18 protein-coding genes are annotated in these 19,670 nt (G+C 60.8%); 8 read left to right on the top strand and 10 right to left on the bottom strand.

Features of this window, described 5'->3' with window-relative positions; translation table 11 throughout:
- Positions 1-6: 6 nt before the first annotated feature.
- The 4 genes from V6R85_RS16170 to V6R85_RS16185 form a co-directional block, all read right to left on the bottom strand.
- Positions 7-660: a response regulator gene (locus V6R85_RS16170; protein ID WP_020809211.1), complete on the bottom strand. Its 654-nt coding sequence runs from the start codon at positions 658-660 to the stop codon at positions 7-9.
- A gap of 65 nt (positions 661-725) precedes the next feature.
- The gene (locus tag V6R85_RS16175; RefSeq protein ID WP_112295869.1) at positions 726-2,393 is read right to left on the bottom strand and encodes a phosphoethanolamine transferase; all 1,668 of its coding nucleotides are present in this window, start codon (positions 2,391-2,393) and stop codon (positions 726-728) included.
- Between the two features lie 196 nt (positions 2,394-2,589).
- Entirely contained in the window at positions 2,590-2,853 is a 264-nt protein-coding gene (locus V6R85_RS16180) for a spike base protein, RCAP_Rcc01079 family (protein ID WP_003508451.1), read from the bottom strand.
- A 226-nt stretch (positions 2,854-3,079) separates the two neighbouring features.
- Positions 3,080-3,994 (bottom strand): LysR family transcriptional regulator, encoded by a 915-nt coding sequence (locus tag V6R85_RS16185; protein ID WP_003508453.1) that lies wholly within the window; start codon positions 3,992-3,994, stop codon positions 3,080-3,082.
- A gap of 156 nt (positions 3,995-4,150) precedes the next feature.
- Here V6R85_RS16185 and V6R85_RS16190 point away from each other — a divergent pair, with 156 nt between their 5' ends.
- From V6R85_RS16190 to V6R85_RS16215, 6 genes are all read left to right on the top strand, one after another.
- A complete protein-coding gene (locus V6R85_RS16190; RefSeq protein WP_336377082.1) occupies positions 4,151-6,313 on the top strand; it encodes a TonB-dependent siderophore receptor in 2,163 nt (720 codons plus the stop codon).
- A 28-nt stretch (positions 6,314-6,341) separates the two neighbouring features.
- Entirely contained in the window at positions 6,342-7,244 is a 903-nt protein-coding gene (locus V6R85_RS16195; RefSeq protein WP_020809213.1) for an iron-siderophore ABC transporter substrate-binding protein, read from the top strand.
- On the top strand, positions 7,241-9,208 hold the full coding sequence (gene fhuB, locus V6R85_RS16200) for a Fe(3+)-hydroxamate ABC transporter permease FhuB (RefSeq protein ID WP_112294076.1): 1,968 nt from the start codon (positions 7,241-7,243) through the stop codon (positions 9,206-9,208). The genes V6R85_RS16195 and fhuB overlap by 4 nt, the downstream gene beginning before the upstream one ends.
- Before the next feature lie 30 nt (positions 9,209-9,238).
- The gene (locus tag V6R85_RS16205) at positions 9,239-10,048 is read left to right on the top strand and encodes an ATP-binding cassette domain-containing protein (protein WP_112295868.1); all 810 of its coding nucleotides are present in this window, start codon (positions 9,239-9,241) and stop codon (positions 10,046-10,048) included.
- 247 nt (positions 10,049-10,295) lie between these two features.
- Complete coding sequence (locus tag V6R85_RS16210) at positions 10,296-10,823, top strand: DUF992 domain-containing protein (protein ID WP_003508463.1); 528 nt, start codon at positions 10,296-10,298, stop codon at positions 10,821-10,823.
- Between the two features lie 96 nt (positions 10,824-10,919).
- Positions 10,920-11,318: a c-type cytochrome gene (locus tag V6R85_RS16215; protein WP_111792929.1), complete on the top strand. Its 399-nt coding sequence runs from the start codon at positions 10,920-10,922 to the stop codon at positions 11,316-11,318.
- A gap of 3 nt (positions 11,319-11,321) precedes the next feature.
- Here V6R85_RS16215 and recX read toward each other — a convergent pair whose 3' ends face one another.
- The 6 genes from recX to V6R85_RS16245 all read right to left on the bottom strand — a co-directional run bounded on the left by recX (position 11,322) and on the right by V6R85_RS16245 (position 17,403).
- Complete coding sequence (recX, locus tag V6R85_RS16220; protein ID WP_111784232.1) at positions 11,322-11,912, bottom strand: recombination regulator RecX; 591 nt, start codon at positions 11,910-11,912, stop codon at positions 11,322-11,324.
- A 72-nt stretch (positions 11,913-11,984) separates the two neighbouring features.
- Positions 11,985-12,905, bottom strand: coding sequence for an SMP-30/gluconolactonase/LRE family protein (locus V6R85_RS16225; RefSeq protein ID WP_003508469.1), 921 nt, complete (start codon positions 12,903-12,905; stop codon positions 11,985-11,987).
- A gap of 35 nt (positions 12,906-12,940) precedes the next feature.
- Entirely contained in the window at positions 12,941-13,888 is a 948-nt protein-coding gene (locus V6R85_RS16230) for an ABC transporter permease (protein WP_336377083.1), read from the bottom strand.
- A complete protein-coding gene (locus tag V6R85_RS16235) occupies positions 13,885-14,826 on the bottom strand; it encodes an ABC transporter permease (RefSeq protein WP_060723793.1) in 942 nt (313 codons plus the stop codon). The genes V6R85_RS16230 and V6R85_RS16235 overlap by 4 nt, the downstream gene beginning before the upstream one ends.
- Entirely contained in the window at positions 14,823-16,286 is a 1,464-nt protein-coding gene (locus V6R85_RS16240) for an ATP-binding cassette domain-containing protein (RefSeq protein WP_112295866.1), read from the bottom strand. The genes V6R85_RS16235 and V6R85_RS16240 overlap by 4 nt, the downstream gene beginning before the upstream one ends.
- 100 nt (positions 16,287-16,386) lie before the next feature.
- On the bottom strand, positions 16,387-17,403 hold the full coding sequence (locus V6R85_RS16245; protein ID WP_003508476.1) for an ABC transporter substrate-binding protein: 1,017 nt from the start codon (positions 17,401-17,403) through the stop codon (positions 16,387-16,389).
- Between the two features lie 304 nt (positions 17,404-17,707).
- Between V6R85_RS16245 and V6R85_RS16250 the strand changes: the two genes are divergently transcribed.
- Positions 17,708-18,943, top strand: a complete 1,236-nt coding sequence (locus V6R85_RS16250; protein WP_111834844.1) for a GAF domain-containing sensor histidine kinase — start codon at positions 17,708-17,710, stop codon at positions 18,941-18,943.
- Between the two features lies 1 nt (position 18,944).
- Positions 18,945-19,667 carry a response regulator transcription factor gene (locus tag V6R85_RS16255; RefSeq protein ID WP_020010058.1) on the top strand — a complete coding sequence of 241 codons (723 nt, stop codon included), beginning with the start codon at positions 18,945-18,947 and terminating at the stop codon, positions 19,665-19,667.
- Positions 19,668-19,670: the final 3 nt, after the last annotated feature.

The following is a 19,670-nucleotide window of genomic DNA, read 5'->3' on the forward strand; positions in this document are numbered from 1 at the left end:
CCGTTCTTACCTGATGGTGTAGCCGACGCCGCGCACGGTCTCGACGCGGTCATGGCCGATTTTCTTGCGCAGCCGGCTGATATAGACCTCGACCGTGTTGCTTTCTATTTCCGCGCCGAATTCGTAAAGCGTGTCGTGCAATTGCGCTTTCGAGACGACCGCGCCGGGATGTTCGACGAGTTTTTCGAGCACGGCCCATTCCCGGGCGCTCAGCGTCTGCGCCGTTCCGTCAACGGTGATATTGCGCGCCACCTGGTTGATCTCGATGCCGGGCAGGCGGATGACGGGGGCCGAGCGCCCTTCGTAACGGCGCGAGACCGCCAGCATGCGCGCTGAAAGCTCGTTGAGATCGAAGGGCTTGACCAGATAGTCGTCGGCCCCGGCATTCAGCCCGGCAATCCGGTCGGAGACCTGATCATGGGCCGTCAGAATGATGACAGGTGTCGCGTCGTCGCGCCTGCGCAGGGTTTGCAGAAGGGTGATGCCTTCGCCATCCGGCAGGCGCATGTCGAGCAGGATCAGGCCATAACCCATGGTCAGCGTCGCCGCCATGGCGTCACCCAGCGTCTTGAACCAGTCGACAGCGTGACCCGCCGCGGCGACATGGTCTCGCAGCGCTTCCCCCAGCACATGATCGTCTTCAACAAGCAGAACCCGCAAGACAGCTCCCTCTATCGCTTCGTCCTGCGTATCTCTTTCTCCGGATAAGCGTCAAGCACGGTGTTTCAGCTGTTCTGGCGCTTGGTGCAGCCGCCGAATACATCGAGCGAGGGATCGTAGACCGAAGTGGAGACGTTCATCATTCCAAGGATGCTGTGGAAATAATTGTCGTGCGAGCGCCCGCCCTCTGCCGCGCTTTTTGCCAGGCAGGCTTTATCCAGCCCCATGGATCTGGCGAAATCGTCATCGAACCAGACGAGAAACGGCACATGGGTCTGCTGGTCGGGCGCAAGCAGATAGGGCGCACCATGCAGGTAGACGCCGTTTTCGCCAAGCGATTCGCCGTGGTCGGACGCATAGATCATGCCCGTCGCCAGCCTGTCGGAACGGGCCTTCAGCTTGTCGATCACGGTCGAAAGGAAGTGGTCGGTATAAAGAAGCGTGTTGTCGTAGGAGTTGACAATCTCCGCATCGGAGCAGTTGCCAAGCTCGGCCGTGCGGCAATCCGGGGTGAATTTGCGGAACTCGTCGGTGTAGCGCAGATAATAGGTCGGCCCATGGCTGCCCATCTGGTGCAGCACGATGACGCTGTCCTTGGTGACGTTGTTGAGCCAGGCGTCGAGCTTGTCGAAGAAGATGTCGTCGCGGCATTCCCCGCCAGTGCAGAAGCGGCTGTCATTGGTCGAGGGCAGATCGAAATAAGGGATGCGGTCGGCCACGTTCTTGCTGCCGGTATTGTTATCCAGCCATGTCGCGCTGACCCCGGCATGGACGAGAACATCCATGACGTTTTCATTGGCGAGCGCCTTGTTGTGACTATATTGCGAACGCGGGAACTTCGAGAACATGCAGGGAATGGAAATTGCCGTCGCAGTGCCGCAACTGGTCGTGTTCGGAAAATAGATCACGCCGCGTTTTGCGAGTTCGGGATTGGTATCGCGCCCATAACCGTTCAGGGAAAAGTTCGCGGCCCGCGCCGTCTCACCCGCCACGATGACGGTGATGCGGGGTTTGCGGACGCCGCCCAATGAAGGCAGAATTTTCGCATCCCTGCCGACCGGGCTGACCTGAATATCGACTTCCTTGCCGGCCAGCGTGAAATAATGAATGGCCGACATGATCGGCGACAGGGGATTGACGCTTTTGACGATATCCTTGTGCTGGCGCACGGCCGTGGTGAAGGTCTTGGAATTGGCGAAGCTGATGATGCCGGCGATGGAAAGACAGATCAGGATGCTGATCGTGTTCCACAAAAGCTTGTCGAGGATCTGCCGGTGTCTGATGCGGACGGCGATGATGACGAGGGACGGCACCAGTCCGTAAATCGCCATATGCCAGAGAAAGCCGGGCGTGATGAGATTGCCTGCCTCCGCCTGTGTCGTCTCCATGGCGTTGCGGATCATGTCGCTGTCGATGACGATGCCGTAACGATCCATGAACCAGGAAGCGGCCGCCGCGGCGAAGACCAGGACGATCAAAAACGGCTTGATGGTATATTTGGCGGAAAAAATGATGATCAGCGCGCTGAGAAGGGCGGCCATGGCGACATAAAGCGCGACGATGGCAACCGGATAGGCGGAAAGATAGGTGTGAACCTTCGACCAGAATGTCCGGTTCGTGAAAAACAGCAGATAGGCCGCCGTCAGCAGGCTGAGCGGCACGCTGCCGATCTCCGGACGATACGTTATTGTTCCCGTCGCTTTCGCGGTAAAAAGAGCCACTGCCAGATCCACCAGATTTCCGATAGGCCGGCGGCAACGAAAAAGGGGCGGGAACGCCGCTGTCCAAGCTGCCGCATGGGCCGATCAATGGCGGATGCTTCATTTTGCTGACATCAACCTGAAAGCTTGTCATGAAAGTGTCACACTCCTTGGTGGATGTCTGGCGGGGGCCGCGTTTCAGATCGATGATCGGCTGGCGATGGAGCGCTCAATTGAGCCCCAGAATGCCTGTGGCGGTGGTGCGGGTTGCAAATATGCGGGTGGCCCTGACCGGCAGCAGGCTGCCTGCGGGCAGGTTCTGGAAGGTCACCGTCGCGCCGGAAAGCAGGGTCAGGCAGAGATGACCACCATTGCCCACATAGATGGCCCGCGTGGGGGAAGGAAGCGGGTTCGTATCATCAGGAACAACCTCGAAAGCATGGGATGCCGGGGATTCGAGGCCTGCGGCGTGGTGTTCGTAAGTCTCAGCCATTGCTGTCTCCCGTAAATCGAAATCTGCCGCGATTATGCGGTACGCCGCGGCCGCGGGGAAAAGCGGGAACAGAAAATGTCCGTACGGGATTTAGGCCTTGCTTCCGGTTTGCCGAAAAGAGCGCCATTCTTTCCGCAATCTCATGTAGTTGCATCGCCCGGCCTGTTGCCGCCGATGCTGCGTAAACGGACGATGACGGGTTTTTTCGTCCACGGGTACTGTCGCGTCAATTGCGGGTATGGAGAATGAAGGCCCTGACGGCGGGAGAGGCTTCCGTTTTCCGGTGGGCGATGGCGAGGTCCGAAGTCGTGGCGCTCGCTGCAAGCGGCACGTAGCGCACGCCCGGCAACCGCAGACAATCGAGCGAGCGCGGCACCAGCGCCACACCGAGGCCGATCGCCACCATGCTGGTAATGGTGGTGTAATCCCGGCCTTCCGGGCTGATCGTCGGCTGGAACCCGGCCTCATTGCAGGCTTCTATCGTATTGTAATGAAAGCCGACATCCGGCGGCTGCCGCGGCGTGATGAAGGTCTCGTCGGCAAGATTCTTGAGATCGAGCTGCAGCGCAAAGGCCAGCGGATGGTTTTCAGGAAGTGCGGCCACCAGCGGTTCGCGCAGAACCACATGGGTTGTGACGCCTTCCGGAACGGGCGCAGGCGGGCGGATGAAGGCGAAATCCAGGTTGCCGTCGGCGATCTTGGCGAGCTGCAGCCGCATTTCCATCTCGATGAGCTGCAATTCCACGTCGGGATGGGAGGCGCGGAAACTGGCGATGGACTGGATCATCAGGCCGGAATAGGCGGCCGAAGCGACATAACCGATTGAGATGCGGCCCGTCTCGCCGCGATCGACGCGTTTGAGCGCCGCAAGTGTCGCCTCGGCATTGGCGAGAATTTTGCGGGCGTCCTCATAAAGAAGCTGGCCGGGCGTGGTGAGCTTCACCGATCGCCTTGTCCGGTCAAGCAACGGCATGCCGACGATCTGCTCGAGCGCCATGATCTGCTGGCTCAAACCCGGCTGGGCAATGCCGAGGCGGGCGGCGGCGCGCTCGAAATTTCGCTCATCCACCAGCGTGGTGAAATAGCGCAGGTGCCGCAGCTCGAACGCGTCCGCCCGGTTTGCCGGTTTCCTGCCCATCATCACGGCCTTTCCTGACGGATTTGAATAATTCCAAGCTATTATCCGTGAGAATTTTCATAATCAGTAGTTCTGAAAAAATCCAGTTTCACTTATTGGATCACAATCCGCTCCTTGCGTAATAAGATGACTTAAATTCTCCAGAAAAATAACCGTCTCATGGCGGCGCGGTTGATGAAGGGTCTTGGCGTGCAGGGAAAATCTAAACACATTTCCATTCTGGCGGGCGGTTGCGCTGCCATCGCCTATGTGGCGTTCGTGACCTCCGGCGTTGCCCTTGCGCAGGAAGCCGGAACGACGGTGCTGCAGACCATCACCGTGGACGGCGCGAAAAATCAGGACCCCAAGGCGCCGGTGAAGGGCTATGTGGCAAAAACCAGCGCCAGCGCCACCAAGACGGGGCGATCCCTCATCGAGACGCCGCAATCGGTTTCCGTCATCACCAGGGATCAGATGGATGCGCAGAATATCCGTAATCTCAGCGAGGCGCTGAATTATGTGCCTGGCGTCGTCGCGCAGCCGTTTGGGGCGGATCCACGTTTCGATGCGCCGCGCATTCGCGGCTTTCAGGGTAACCAGCTGCAGTTCCTCAACAGTCTGCGGCTGATGCGCACGGCCGGTGCGCCGTCTTATGAGGTCTACGGTCTGGAGCGGGTGGAAGTCATTCGCGGGCCGGCCTCGGTGCTTTACGGTCAGGGTAATCCCGGCGGTCTCATCAATCTCATCAGCAAGCGGCCGACTTTCGAGCGTTTCGGCGAAGTCGGAGCGCAGATCGGCAGCTTCGATTATTACCAGTCGATGTTCGATATTGGTGGGCCGGTCGCGGATAGCGACAGTTTTGCCTATCGCCTCACCGGCCTTGCCCGCAACGCCCATCTTCAGACGGACAATCTGCAGAATGACCGTTATTTCATCGCCCCGGCGCTGACATGGCAGCCCGACGAGGATACGAAACTGACGGTTCTCGCCTCCTATCAGCACGACAATCCGAGTTCACCGTCTGGTCTGCCGCCGGCGCTGACCTATCTGAGACCAGGCAACATGCTGGATCGCAGCTTTTATGTCGGCGATCCCTCTTTCGATACCTCAAGCCGCAAGTTCACCAATATCGGCTATGAGTTCGAGCACCGTTTCGACGAGACCTTCACCTTCCGGCAGAATGCGCGTTATTCCAATTTCGACTGGTCCTACCGGGCGCTCGGCATGTCTTCGACCAGCGGCGGCATGATCGGCAATCTCATCCGCCGCAATGCGACGTTCCAGGATGAATTGCTGAACACCTTCAACATCGACAACAGCCTGCAGGCGGAGTTCTCCACGGGACCAGTCGACCACACCCTGCTTGTCGGGCTGGATTACCGCTATTTCGACAATAACGTCAAAACCGAATTCTGGGCCGCAACGCCGCTCAATCCCGTCAATCCTGTTTATGGCGGGCCAATTAGTCTCACCTCGCGCACGCTTTATGCCGATGTGAAGACGGATATTTCCCAGATCGGTCTTTATGCGCAGGACGAGATGGCCTTTGAGAACTGGCGGGTCACCGCCGGTCTGCGGCAGGATTGGGCAAGCACCGGCGGCACGACGTTCAACGGAACGACCTACCGCACTCTCGACAAGGACGACCATAAGCTGACGGGCCGTGTCGGGGTCAGCTATCTCTTCGATGGCGGCATCGCGCCGTATGTCAGCTACGCGACCTCCTTCGAGCCGGTGCCGCAGCCGGCTGTCGGTGATGCGCCGAAACCGACCACGGGCGAACAATGGGAAGCGGGCATCAAATATCAGCCAGAGGGCTTTGACGGTTTCTTTTCCGCGGCGATCTACGATCTGAAACAAAAGAACGTCACGACGACGGTGGGCGGGGTAACGCAGCAGATGGACGAGGCGCATGTGAGGGGCCTCGAACTGGAAGGCGTCGCAAGCCTTGCAGACGGGCTCGACCTGCGGGCGGCCTATACCTACATGGACAGCGAGGTCTCCGGCCGTGTGAACAACGGCAAGGAACTGGATAGCACGCCCCGGCACGCCGCCAGCCTCTGGCTCGACTACACCTTCCCGGAAGATACGGCGCTTGAAGGTTTCGGCATCGGCGGCGGTGTCCGTTATGTCGGAAAACGTTATGGCGATGCGGCCAATGCCTTCGAAATGAAGGGCCTCGCCCTGCTCGATCTCGGCGTGCATTACGAGAAGAACGGCTACCGCGCCTCGCTTCTGGTGCAAAACTTGACTGATAAAGAATATATTTCTAGTTGCTCCACTTTCGGATGCTATTACGGTGACGGCAGGACCGTTATGGGCAAGCTGACCTACCGTTGGTAACGCCATATCAAAGTGAAGCAGCAGGGGCATGACGCGTAAGGATCGATGGATTTCCCCCCTCTGGGGGCGGCGGGAATTTTTAAGCCTGCTCGCCGCCTCGGCTCTTGCGGGCAAGGCGCGGGCAGCAGTGACGCCGCGCATCGCCGCCATCGACTGGGCCATGCTGGAAACATCTGTGGCGCTCGGCGTCATGCCGGTGGCGGCGACGGAACTCATCCAGTTCCGGGCCGGCGCGGTCGAGCCTGATATCCCTGAAACTGTCGCCGATCTCGGCCTGCGCGGCGCTCCGAATTTCGAGCTTCTGCAGCTCACCCGGCCAGAGCTCATTCTGATTTCGCCTTTCTACACACGTTATACCGGCAGGCTGGAAGCGATCGCCCCCGTCTTTTCGCTGCCCTTTTACGTGAAGGGCGAGCCGCCTTTCGAAAAGGCGCTGGCGGCGGTCACCGCGCTTGGTGAAAAGCTCGGGCGGGCCGAAGAGGCGCGCAAGGTTCTGGGTGAAACGGAAGCGGCACTGCAAGCCATGCGGACCCGTCTTGCCGGTTTTTCCGCACGGCCGACCTATGTCATCAACATAGGCGACGCCCGGCATTTTCGTGCCTTTGGTGCGGATAGCATGTTCGGGGATGTTCTTGGCCGTCTGGGGCTGACCAATGCCTGGGTGGATCGGTCGCAATTCACCTTCGCGGCCCCGGTGCCGCTTGAAAACCTCGCCGCCTCATCCGATGCGCGCATCGTCATCGTCTCCGATATTCCGGTGGAGGCGCGGGAAACTCTGCGCAACAGCGCCATCTGGCGCGCGCTGCCTGCCGTGCGCGAAAATCGGGTGGTGACGCTTGCCAATGTCGGCCCCTATGGCGGCATCACCGCCGGCATGCGTTTCGCGAGGCTTCTGACCGAAGCGCTCTCGGCACGGGGAGAAGCCCTGTGATGGTGCGGCCTCTCCCGCTTTTCTTCGGGCTTTTGTTCATTCTGGCCTGCGGTCTTTCCCTGCATGCCGGGTTGCTGCGGCTGCCTTTCGGTGCGTGGCCCGGCCTGCCTTTTGATGCCGCCGCCATGTCGATGGATCAGGTCATCCTCGCTTTCAGCCTGATGCCGCGTGTGGCGGTCGCCATTCTGGCGGGCGCGATGCTGGGTCTCTCGGGCGCGCTTTTTCAGCAATTGCTGCGCAACCCGATCGCTGATCCCTCGACGCTCGGCATCTCGGCTGGCGCGCAACTGGCCATCGTCATCGCCACGCTGTTCTTTCCCTCGGTGCTGGATGGCAACCGCGCACTGGTGGCGCTTGCCGGCGCTGCCGCTGCCGCCGGTATTGTCTTCCTGCTTGGCTGGCGACGCTCCTTCGAACCGGTAACCATGGTGGTGGCAGGGCTCCTGGTCGGCATTACCGCCGCATCCGTTTCCGCGGCGCTGACGCTCGCGCAGGGCGAATATCTGATGTCGCTCGTGGTCTGGAATGGCGGCTCGCTCAGTCAGCAGGATTGGTCGAACGCCCTGTCTCTCACCTTTCAGCTTCTCGTGGGGCTTGTCCTGACGGGCCTGCTGGTTAGGCCGCTGACGGTTCTCGGTCTCGGCGATTCCGGCGCGCGATCGCTCGGCGTATCGCTGTTTTCGATCAGGCTCGCCGTCGCCGCCGTCGCCGTCATGCTGGCCGCCTTCGTCGCTTCGGCGGTTGGCCTCGTCAGCTTCATCGGCCTTGCGGCACCCGCGCTCACCCGGGCGCTTGGCGTGCGGCGCTCCTCTTCGGTGCTCTTCGTTTCCCCGCTTCTGGGCGGCCTGCTGCTCTGGTTCTGCGACGGTATCGTGCAACTTCTGGCAAACAAGACGGCGGAAGTTTTCCCGACCGGCGCGGTGACGGCCCTGATCGGCGGCCCGCTGCTTCTCTGGCTGCTGCCGAAAATCCGGCCGACCGACGTGCATCGCGGCGAAGGCGTCGATCTCGCGACAAGACGCGGGTTTACGGCCCTGCTGCCGATGCTCATCGTCATGGCCGCGCTGATCTTTGCAGCACTCGCCATCGGCAGGGGGCCTCAGGGCTGGACAATGCTGGGGGCGGGTGACCTGCAAAGCCTTCTGCCCTTCCGCTGGCCCCGGCTGATGGCGGCCATCGCCGCCGGCGGTCTTCTCGCCATGGCGGGTGCTCTTTTGCAGCGGCTCACCGGCAATCCGATGGCAAGCCCGGAGGTCATCGGCGTCAGCGGCGGCGCAGGCCTCGGTTTTGCCGCCGCCATCACGATTTTTCCGGCGGCCGGTCTGTTCGAGCTGTTTTGCGGCGCCGGCATCGGCTCGGCGGGCGTCATGATCCTCGTCCTGTTCTTTTCCGTGCGCCGGCATCTGGCGCCAGAAAAAATCCTGCTCGCCGGCATTGCTATCAGTTCGCTCTGCTCGGCGGTGCTTTCGGCGCTGCTTGCGATTGGTGACCAGCGGGCATGGCAGATTCTCGCCTGGCTCAGCGGCTCTGGTTCGACCGCGACACCGGCTTCGGCAATCTTTCTCGCCATTCTTTCCATCGTGCTTCTGGCGACTGCCCTGTCGGTGACGCGCTGGTTGACGATCCTGCCGCTTGGCCGGGATGTGCCGCTCTCGCTCGGGCTGCCGCTCGGCCTGGCGCGTATCGCCGTCATCGCGGTGGCGGGTATCGCCACGGGGGCCGCCTCGCTGCTCGTCGGTCCCTTGAGTTTCGTCGGGCTGATGGCGCCGCACATTGCGCTTCGCGCCGGCTTCACCACGCCGCGCGATCATCTGTTGGCTTCTTTCCTGTTCGGCGCGGTGCTGATGGCGCTTTCCGATCTCGGGGCGCGAACGGTGACCTTTCCCTATGAACTGCCGCTCGGGCTTTTTGCGGCTCTGGCCGGCGCGCCCTATCTGATCTGGCTTTCAGGCAGGCGCCAATGATTTATTTGAACATTTACGGAGATGAGAACCATGGGTGAGGCAGCACTTGCCGTCGATTACGACGATATCCCGCTTTTTTCTCTTGATGGCGTCACGATGGAAGTGCCGGGCAGGACATTGCTGCACCCACTGACGGCAAGTTTTGCGACCGGCAAGACCATCGGTCTGATCGGTCATAACGGTTCGGGAAAATCGACGCTGCTCAAGATTCTCGCACGCATTCAGGAACCGACGGCGGGCAAGGTCTCGTTCGAGGGAAAATCACTCGGCGCCTGGGGCAATCGCGAATTTGCGCGAAAGCTCGCCTATCTGCCGCAATATACGCCGGCTGCTTCCGGCATGCTGGCCAAGGAGCTGGTGGCGCTCGGCCGTTATCCCTGGCACGGGGCGCTCGGGCAATTTAGCAAGGCGGATCAGGAGAAGGTGGACGAGGCGATCGAGCTTACCGATACCATCGCCTTCCGCGACCGGCTGGTCGATACGCTTTCCGGCGGCGAGCGCCAGCGCGTGTGGCTTGCCATGCTGGTGGCCCAGAACGCTGAAAGCCTGCTTCTCGATGAACCCATCTCCGCACTCGACATGGCGCACCAGATCGAAGTGCTTTCGCTGGTTCAGAGACTGTCGCGCGAAAAGGGTCTTGGCGTCATCGTGGTGCTGCATGACGTCAACATGGCAGCACGCTTCTGCGATGAGATCGTTGCGCTTCATTCCGGCCAGCTTATCGCACGGGGAACGCCGCAGGAGATCATGACGCCGGAGACGTTGCAGCGCATCTATGGCGTTCGCATGGATGTCATGACCCATGCCGCCACCGGCTTTCCCGTCGCTCTGCCGCTTTGAGTTGTTGCAGCAAAACAACGGCCGGCAACGCTGGCTGTTGATGGCGATTCCGCACGCATTTCCCGCCCTAACAATGTCTTAATGGCATCCTACCGCCATCAGACACTGTTAACCGTTCCGCTTTCATCGCCTCCAATTAAGTTGTTTTGGATCGATTTCAGGGAACAAACGTTAACAGTGCGGAATTCAATATCCGGAGAGGGCAAGAAGGGCTGCTGCGGGTAGGAATAAAACAGGAGAAAATCAGATGAAAAAGGCTGTTGCCGTAACTTTTGCCGCATTGACGATGGGCCTTGGCGGAACCGCATCCGCCCTCGCTGCCGACCTTGCAAGATATGAGCCGGCTCCGCAGGAGCAGGACGATCGCAACGGCGTCAAGATCGGTTACCTAACCTGCGATATCGGCGGCGGCGTCGGTTACGTTCTCGGCTCGGCCAAGGAACTGGATTGCACTTTCCAGTCCACCATGGGCGCCCGTCGCACCGACCATTACTCCGGCGCCATCCGCAAGATGGGTGTCGACCTCGGTTTCACCACGCAGGGCCGTCTGGTCTGGGCCGTTTTCGCCCCGACCGCCGGTTACCACCGCGGTTCGCTGGGTGGCCTTTATCAGGGCGCTACGGCTGAAGTCACCGTCGGTCTCGGCGTCGGCACCAACGTTCTCGTTGGCGGCACTTCCGGCTCCATCCAGCTGCAGACGGTCAGCGTGACCGGCCAGGTTGGTCTCAACCTCGCTGCCACCGGTACGTCCGTGACGCTGACGGCCACGAACTGATCGGCGAAATGCCCGGTGTTTTGACCGGGCATTCTGTCGCATGTCAAAAACGCCCTCTTCGTTGTCAGACGGAGAGGGCGTTGTATTATCCGGACCATGATTTTCATGTCCCAACAAGCTGCAGCGGCGACCGCGTTCTTCCTCCTGTTTGCGTCGAGCGCCTTTGCCGAGGGCGATGCGGCCCATGGCGAGAAGGTCTTCAGCCGCTGCTCCACCTGCCACAGCGTTGACACGCCGCGCACCCGCATGGGGCCGCATCTGATGGGCGTGGTGGGCAGGCCGATGGCTTCCGTGGCTGATTACGGCCATTATTCGCAGGCGCTGAAGGATGCCGGTGCGGCTGACCGGGTATGGTCTGAGGAGGAACTGCAAAAATTCCTTTCCAGCCCGAAGAAGGCTATCCCGGGAAATGCGATGCGCTTTTTCGGCCTCTGGAGCGAAACGGATATAGCCGATCTGATCGCCTATCTGAAAACCCATCCCATGCCGCAATAGGTGTCAGAGCGGTGCTTCGGCGATAATCTCCTCGGCCTCCTCCGCCGTCATCGCCATCACTCTTGCGCCGATTTCAAAACTGAAGCCGTTGCGGGCGAAGGCGGAGAATTCCTTGGCCTTACGTTTTTCATCCAGCTCGACCCGGCGAAAAGGCCCGAAGGCGCGCTTGCGTGCAAAGATGACGGCGGCGACCAGATCATTGGTTTCCTGCAGCGCGACTGCAGCCGTTTCCCGGGCGACGCCCTTGATCTGAAGTTTTTGCGCAAGCCCGCGTTTCGACTTGCCGCTGCGCTGGCCGCTCCGCACGGCAATTTCCGCATAGGCGGTGTCGTCGAGCGCCTTGATGCCATAAGCAAAAGTGACGGCAAATTCGCCGAGCGCCTTCACCTGCGCCGGGGTGATATCCTCGAATTTTTCCCGCGCCTTGCGCATGATGGCGTCGCGCAGCTGCTTTTCCGTCATCATGCGCTGTTCCAGCCGGTAGAGAGCGGAATTGCGCGCCCAGGACTGCATGCGGCTGGTGGGCTCAACGGCCGGCGTTTCACCATCCAGGGCCATATCGTCGGTCAGGAAAGGGCTGGAATCATCGTTCATTCCGCTTTTATAGCGCGGTGAAGCCGTCTTGCCAGTTCCCTCCCGGCCCGTGTCCTCCGGTTTTTCACCACCTCAAGGCGTTTGCGCGCCGGTTGCGGCGACATAGACGGAGTAGAGCGATTTTGTTGCGGTGATGAAGAGGCGGTTCTTTTTCGGGCCGCCGAAGGTGAGGTTCGCGACTGTCTGCGGCACCTTGATCTTGCCGATGAGCGTACCATCAGGCGCAAAGCAGTGGACGCCATCACCGGCGCTGGTCCAGAGGTTTCCAGCCGTATCCAGACGGAAACCGTCCGGCAGGCCGCTGTCGAGATTGCAGAATTCCCGGCCATTGGCGAGCTTCACGCCATCCACCACGTCGAAAACGCGGATATGGCGCGGGCGGGAGACATCATGGCTGTAGGAGCTGTCGGCAACATAGAGCTTCGTTTCATCAGGTGAAAACGCGAGACCGTTCGGTTGCACGAAGTCGTCAATGGCGATGTCGATCTTTCCGGTTGCGGGATCGAGCCGGTAGACATTGCGCGTCTTCTGTTCTGGCTCTGCCTTGTATCCCTCATAGTCGGAAAGAATGCCGTAGGTGGGGTCGGTGAACCAGACACTGCCATCGGATTTGACCACCACGTCATTGGGGGAGTTTAGCCGCTTGCCGCCGTAGCTGTCGGCGAGAACGGTGATCGAGCCGTCGACTTCGGTGCGGGTGACGCGACGGCCGCCATGTTCGCAGGAGACAAGTCGCCCCTGCCGGTCGCGTGTGTTGCCATTGGTGAAGTTGGAAGGCTGGCGGAACACCGAGATCCCGCCATCCGGCACCCAGCGCAACATACGCTCATTGGGAATATCGCTGAACAGCAGGCAGTTCAGATCGGCAACCCACACCGGTCCTTCGGCCCAGCGGCAGCCGGAATAAAGCTCTTCCAGTTCCGCGTTGCCGACGATCAGATGGCGGAAGCGGTCATCGTGGATTTCGTAAGGGGAGGTCTTGTCTGTGGTCATGAGCGTCGTCCGCTTGAGGGCTTGTCGTTCGGGGTTCAGCGCGTGGCCTTGGGGCCGCTTGCCAGAAGGATGACTGATATGATGATGAGGCCGGTGAGGATGAGGCGGATACCCGCGCCGAAACCATAGGTATTCAGCATCGATACCACCAGGAACATGAAGAGCGAAGCGCCCCAGATGCCGGGAACATTGGAATCGCCGCCCGCCACCGCCGTGCCGCCGATGACAACGACGGCGATGGACATCAGCAGGTATTCCGATCCCATGTTGAGTGCTGCGCCGCCGGAAAAACTGGCGAGCAGATAACCGGCAATCGCCGCCAGCACCGCGCAGAGCACATAGGTGACGAAGCGGGTTCCATCCACCGGAATGCCTGTCATGCGGGCGGCGAAGGTGCTCTGGCCGATCGCGGAAATCCAGCGTCCGTAAAATGTGCGGTCGAGCAGCAGCCAGGCGGTGACCGAGAGCAGCAGCGCGACGAGCGCCACGTTCGGAATGCCGAAAGAACTGGACGTGGCGAAAGTGGCCAGTGTTTCCGGCGGTTTGATGCGCAGGCCGCGGTTGGACCAGATGGCGATGGACTGCACGATGAAGCTCATGGACAGCGTCGCAATGATCGGCGGAATGCGCAGGAGCTTGATCAGCGTGTAATTGCCGATGCCGATGGCGATGCCGATCAGGATGGCGATCAGCAATCCCGGCAGGATGAGACCATCGGACACATCCATGAATTTGAGGGCCAGCGTGCCTGATAGCGTCATCGTTGCAGGAACGCAGAGGTCGATATTACCAGGTCCGAGCGTGATGACGAACATCTGGCCGATGCCGACGATGACGGAAAAGGCCGCGAATGTCAGCGCTGCGTGCGACAGGCCGAAGGAGCTTGCACCGCCGGTGAAGAGCACCGTGATAATCCAGACGACAGCCGTTGCGGCAAAGGACCATATCCACGGTTTTTTGGAGAAGGACGAAAGCCCGTTCATTGGTTTTTCTCCCGCTTTTCGAGACGGTTGAGCAGGATGCGCAGCGCAAGCACGATGATGAGGATCGCCCCTTGAGCGCCGATCTGCCAGTCTGGCGAAATGCGCATGAAGGACAGGAAGGAGCCGGCGAGCGTCAGCGTCAGCGCGCCGATGACGGCGCCGATGGGTGAAACCCGGCCGCCGACGAATTCGCCGCCGCCTAAAATGACGCCTGCAATCGACAGCAGCGTGTAGCGAAGCGCGATATTGGCATCAGCCGATGTCGTCAGCCCGACAAGTGCGATGCCCGACAGCACCGCGAAGAAACCGGCCAGCGCAAAGGTGGCGGCGCGGATGCCGACGACCGACCAGCCGGAGCGTTCGACCGAGCGGAAATTGCCGCCGACGCCGCGCATCAGCACGCCGAAGGAGGAGCGCATGACGATGTAATGGGCGACGACCGCAATCACGATGCTGGCGACAATGGCAATCGGCACGAGCGGCGGTTTTGCCGTCATCAGTGCGCGGATGAAGGCGGGTGCCTGGCCGCCGGGCGAGGGGAGGATGAGAACGGCAAGGCCGCCCCAGACGAAACTCATGCCAAGCGTGACAACGATGGAGGGCAGGGCGCGGATATGGATGATGGCGCCCAACAGGGCATAAACCGCAATCGCACCGGCAAAGATCGCAATACCAAGCAGCGGCGTGGTTTGCAGGAAGGTGGCGGTGACGCAGGCGCAGAAACTGACGAAGGTGCCCATCGACAGATCGAGATCGTTGACGGACATGATCAGCATCTGCGCAATGGTGGCAAGCGCGATCGGCACCGCCAGATTGAACAGCAGGTTGAGGCCGGTATAGCTCATGGCGCGCGGCTGCATGTAGAAGACGGCGGCGAGCAGGAAGGCGAGCGAGGCGGCGGGAATGATGAGGCGAAGGGCGCTGGCGGAGAGTTTCATGCGTGATCTTCTCCGGAAAAGGAGGCGGCCAGCACATTCTGCTCGGTGATGTCCTCGCCCACCAGTTCGGCCTGAATGGCGCCGTCGCGGAAAACATAGACCCGGTCACAAAGGCGGATTTCGTCCATTTCGGTGGAATACCAGATGAAGGTGCGGCCGTGGGAGGCTTCGGTTCTCAAGATATCGTAGACCTCCTGTTTGGTGCCGATATCGACGCCACGCATCGGGTCGTCCATCAAAACGGTGCTGGCTGTAGTGGCGAGGGCGCGGGCGAACAGAACCTTCTGCTGGTTGCCGCCGGACAGCGAAAGAATTTTGTTGCCCATGTCGGGCGTGCGGATTTCGATGCGCTTTTTCCATTGCGCGCCGAGTTCGGTTTCCTTGCCCCTGTCCACCATGCCCGCGGATGAAATATCCCTGAGCGAAGCGATGGAAAGGTTCTTCAGGATGCTCCACAGCGGGAAGGTCCCGTTCAGGCTGCGGTCCCCCGCCACGAAGGCGATATCGGTCTTGCGCGCGGGCAGCCAGCTGCTGTTACGGGCAAGGTAAAGTTCGAGAAGCGCTTCGGTCTGGCCATGGCCGCCGAGACCGGCGAGGCCGATGATCTCGCCGCGAAATGCCTCGAAGGCAAGGCCTTCACCCCGACGCGGCGGCATGGAAAGTACTTTTTCGCCCGCCTTGCGGTTTTCGCTTTTTTGCCTGTCCTGTTCCTTGACGACGCTGCCCATGGCTTCCACCAGCGTGCGTGTCGTGAATTCGCCCGCCGGCCGATTGGCGACCACACGGCCGTCCTTCATCACCACGATGCGGGTGGCCGTCGAAAGAATTTCGCCGAGAATATGCGAGATCAGCAGAACGGAGCCGCCGGTGCGCACGAAACGGCGGACATAATCCATCAATTGCTCGCCAAGACCGGCATCGAGCGAGGACGTCGGCTCATCGAGAATGACAAGTCTCGGTGCATCAGGGGTTCGGCAGAAATTGATGGCGATTTCCACCATCTGCCGCTCGGCGATGGAAAGTTCGGCAATCGTCAGCTCGCAATCAATGCCGTGGCCGGGAAAAATCTCGTCCAGCGTCTGCCGGATCATGATGAGCGCGCGCCCGCGCCAGTTCCGCCCGCTGATTGCGGCATGCATGATGCGGACATTTTCGCTGATTGTGAGGTTGGGGCAGAGCGACAATTCCTGAAACACGCAGCGCACGCCGCTGGCGCGGGCGGCCGCGATGCCGTGGCGACCTTGCTCGCCGCGATAGGAAATGGAACCCTCATGCGGCGTCAGCCCGCCATTGATGACGTTGACGATGGTGGATTTGCCCGCGCCATTGTGGCCCACGAGCCCGAGGCATTCTCCCGTGCGGATGACGAGATCGGCCCCATCAAGCGCCCTTACCGCGCCGAACACGACCTTCACGCCGCGCGCGGCGACGACTTCTTCCGCCTCGATGATGTCATTCATGAGCAATTACGCCAGTGATCTGAAAATCGGATAATATCGGTGGCTATTGCGGTGCCCGTTCCGGGAGCGCCGCAATATTCAGGCTCTAAGCCGATCCGGCCTATTTGGCCGATGCGATGGCCTTCTGCGCGTCTTCCTGCGAATATTCGACATTCGCGACGCCGCCTTTCTGGGTCGTCTTGAGATTTTCCTCAAGGTTGCCCTGGTCGATGCGCAGGAAAGGCACGGTCAGGTCCTTCTTCACGTCCTTGCCGTCGAGGATCTGCTGCGCCACCCAGAAAGCGAGTGTCGAGACGCCGGGAGCGATGGAGACGGACATGGTCTCGTAGCCGCTTGCGTCCTTCTGCTGTTTCCACCATTGCAGTTCGTCTTCACGGTTGCCCATCACAATGGTGGGTGTCGGGCGCTTGGCGGCGGCGAAAGCCTGTGCCGCGCCGTAACCATCGCCGCCCTGCGTCACGACGGCCGCGACTTCGGGAAGGCTCGGCAGAATGCCGGCGACGGCGCGCTGCGCGACGTCCTGCGCCCAGTCGCCATTGACGGAGCCGACGATCTTGAACTGCGGATTCTTTGCGACGGCGTCGACGATGCCGGCATGGATTTCGTCATCGACCGAAACGCCGGCCAGACCGCGGATTTCGAGTAGGTTGCCGCCCTTCGGCATGGCCTTGGCGAGATAGTCGATCTGGCTTGCGCCCATCGCCTTGAAATCAACAGCGATGCGCCAGGCGCAGGGCTCGGTGACGATGCCGTCGAAGGACACGACGGTGATGCCGGCGTCACAGGCTTCCTTCACCGCGCCGTTGAGGGCTGTAGGCGAAGCGGCGTTGATGACGATGGCGTCATAACCTTGAAGAATGAGGTTCTGGATCTGCGCCGCCTGTTCGGTTGCCTGGTTTTCGGCGGTCGTGAAGGCGTCTGCGGCGGCAACCTGTTTGTCGGCAACCGCCTGTTTGGTGATCTTGTCCCAGCTGGTCAGCATCGCCTGACGCCAGGAATTGCCAGCGTAATTGTTTGAAAGCGCGATTTTTTTGGCCGACGTGTCGGCATGAGCGGTGATCGGCAGAGCTGCGCATGCGACAGCGGCCGATGCCAAAAGCATCTTCCTGAAAGCCATTTGATTTCCTCCCTCGTGGCTTGCCCTTTTCGAGCCCGGAATCCTTGCGCGCCGCAAATCTCCTCGGCGGCAGGCGGAATTCCTTTGCACTGGAGCTCCTTTCCCCAGTAGAAGCGAGAATGACCAAGAAGATTTGGCTTGTATAGGCGGATCGCGGCAATCTTCCTGCGGGTTTCCGCAGAAAGCTTGCGGGAACCCGCAGGACGAAACGCCACTGCCGGGCGCAGAATGAATGATGCGGCACCCAATGGGTTCAAACTTCGCCGCAGAGGTCGAAGGCAGACGCTTGGGAGGGCGTCCGCACATGCTGGATACGCCGAAAAGCGCTCTTTTTCACCATTATATGGGCATTTCGCGGCTGCTTGCCGGGCAGCTGGAATTTAATGCCATCATTCAGGCGGTCGCCACGGAGATCAGCCATATCATCCCGCATGACCATATGGATGTCTGCATCAAGCAGCTGGATGACAAATATCATATCGCCTATGAGAGCGGTCTCGTCAGCGCCTGGAGCCGGCAGCCGCCCGCCCTTCTCACCGGAAGCCCGATCCGTTCGCTGCTGTCAGGCGAGGTCGAGCACCTGTTAAGCGGTGACGCCTGCTCCGATCCGCGCTTCCACTTCGAAGGGGCGTTTTCCAGCCCGATCATCGAACTTAATCTGCATAGCCGCCTGCATGTGCCGATGAAGGTGCATGGCGACATCATTGGCGCGCTCAGTTGCTCGTCGCACCAGTCGAACGCCTATACGATGGAGGATGTGACGAATGCCCGCGCGGTTGCGGATCTGCTGGCGCCCTATTTCTACGCCATCCGTGCCGCCGAGCAGGCCAAACGCTCGGCCATTGAAGAGGCGCGCGCCAATGCCCGCGAGGAGGGTTTGAGGCTGGGCGCCTTGCAATTGACCGAGGCTCTGGAGGCCGAGCGGCAGCGTATCGGCATGGACCTGCATGACCAGACGCTGGCGGACCTGACCCGGCTGGCGCGGCGCATCGAACGCATGAGCCATACCCCGGACGTTTCGGGCGAAATGCTCGAGCCGGTGGTGCGCAGCCTGCAGCATTGCATGCAGGATCTGCGTGAAATCATCGAGGAGGCGAAACCCTCCATCCTGCAATTGTTCGGCGTTGTCGAGGCCATCGAGACCTATGTAGACCGCTCCGTGCGCGATAGCGGGTCGGCAATCGACTGGTCGGTGAGCGATGAGACGGAAGGGCTGGTGGAAAGGCTCGACAAGACGGTGGCGATATCGCTGTTCCGCATCGTACAGGAGGCAGTGAACAATGCCATTCGCCATGCCCAGCCGGAAACCATTGCCGTAACGCTTGTCGCCATCGATGGAGGCTTGCGGGTGACGGTGAGTGATGACGGCAGCGGCGGCGGCGAAGGCGGGGCGTCCGGCGGCCTCGGCATCGGCAACATGAAGACGCGGGCGCGGCTGATTTCAGCCAGGTTCGATATTGGCGGCAACGGCAAGGGGGCGGGAACCCGCATCACAGTGACCTTGCCGGCGGATGCTTTCGACCGGCGGGAGGATTTATGACATGGACGTGCTGATCGTTGAGGACGATGCGCTGCACCGCGCCTATCTGAACGAGGCGGTGCGTGCCGCCCTGCCGGAATGCGACAATGTGCTGGAGGCGGCCAACGGCAGAACCGGCGAAAAGCTGGCGCGGGAAAATCGCGCCGCCCACATCGTCATGGATTTGCAGATGAACGAGCGCAACGGCATAGAGGCGGCGCGCACCATCTGGAAGGAGCGGCCGGACACCCGCATCCTGTTCTGGTCCAACTATTCCGACGAGGCCTATGTGCGTGGTGTCTCCCGCATCGTGCCAGAGGGCGCCGCTTACGGTTACGTGCTGAAATCGGCATCCGATGACCGTCTGCGGCTGGCCTTGCGCAGCATCTTTATCGAGGCGCAATGCGTGATCGACCGGGAAGTGCGCGGGCTGCAGGAAAAGAGCCTCGGCAAGGCGCATGGCTTTACCGATTCCGAATACGAAATCCTTGTCGATGTCGCGCTCGGCCTCACCGACAAGGCGATTGCGCGCCGCCGCAACCTGTCGCTGCGCAGCGTGCAGAACCGCCTGCAAAGCCTGTATGAGAAACTGAACGTGCATCAGGCGGCTGGCGATGACGACGCGGAAGGGCGGTATAATCTTCGAACCCGCGCTGTCACTGTCGCCTTCCTGCGCAAGCTTTTGAATTACAGCGCGCTGGAAAGGGCCGAGCGCGAACTGGCGGAATGGGCGGGAAACCGCTGACCC

Origin of the sequence: Agrobacterium sp. CCNWLW32 (assembly GCF_037083425.1) — a bacterium.
GTDB lineage: Bacteria > Pseudomonadota > Alphaproteobacteria > Rhizobiales > Rhizobiaceae > Agrobacterium > Agrobacterium radiobacter.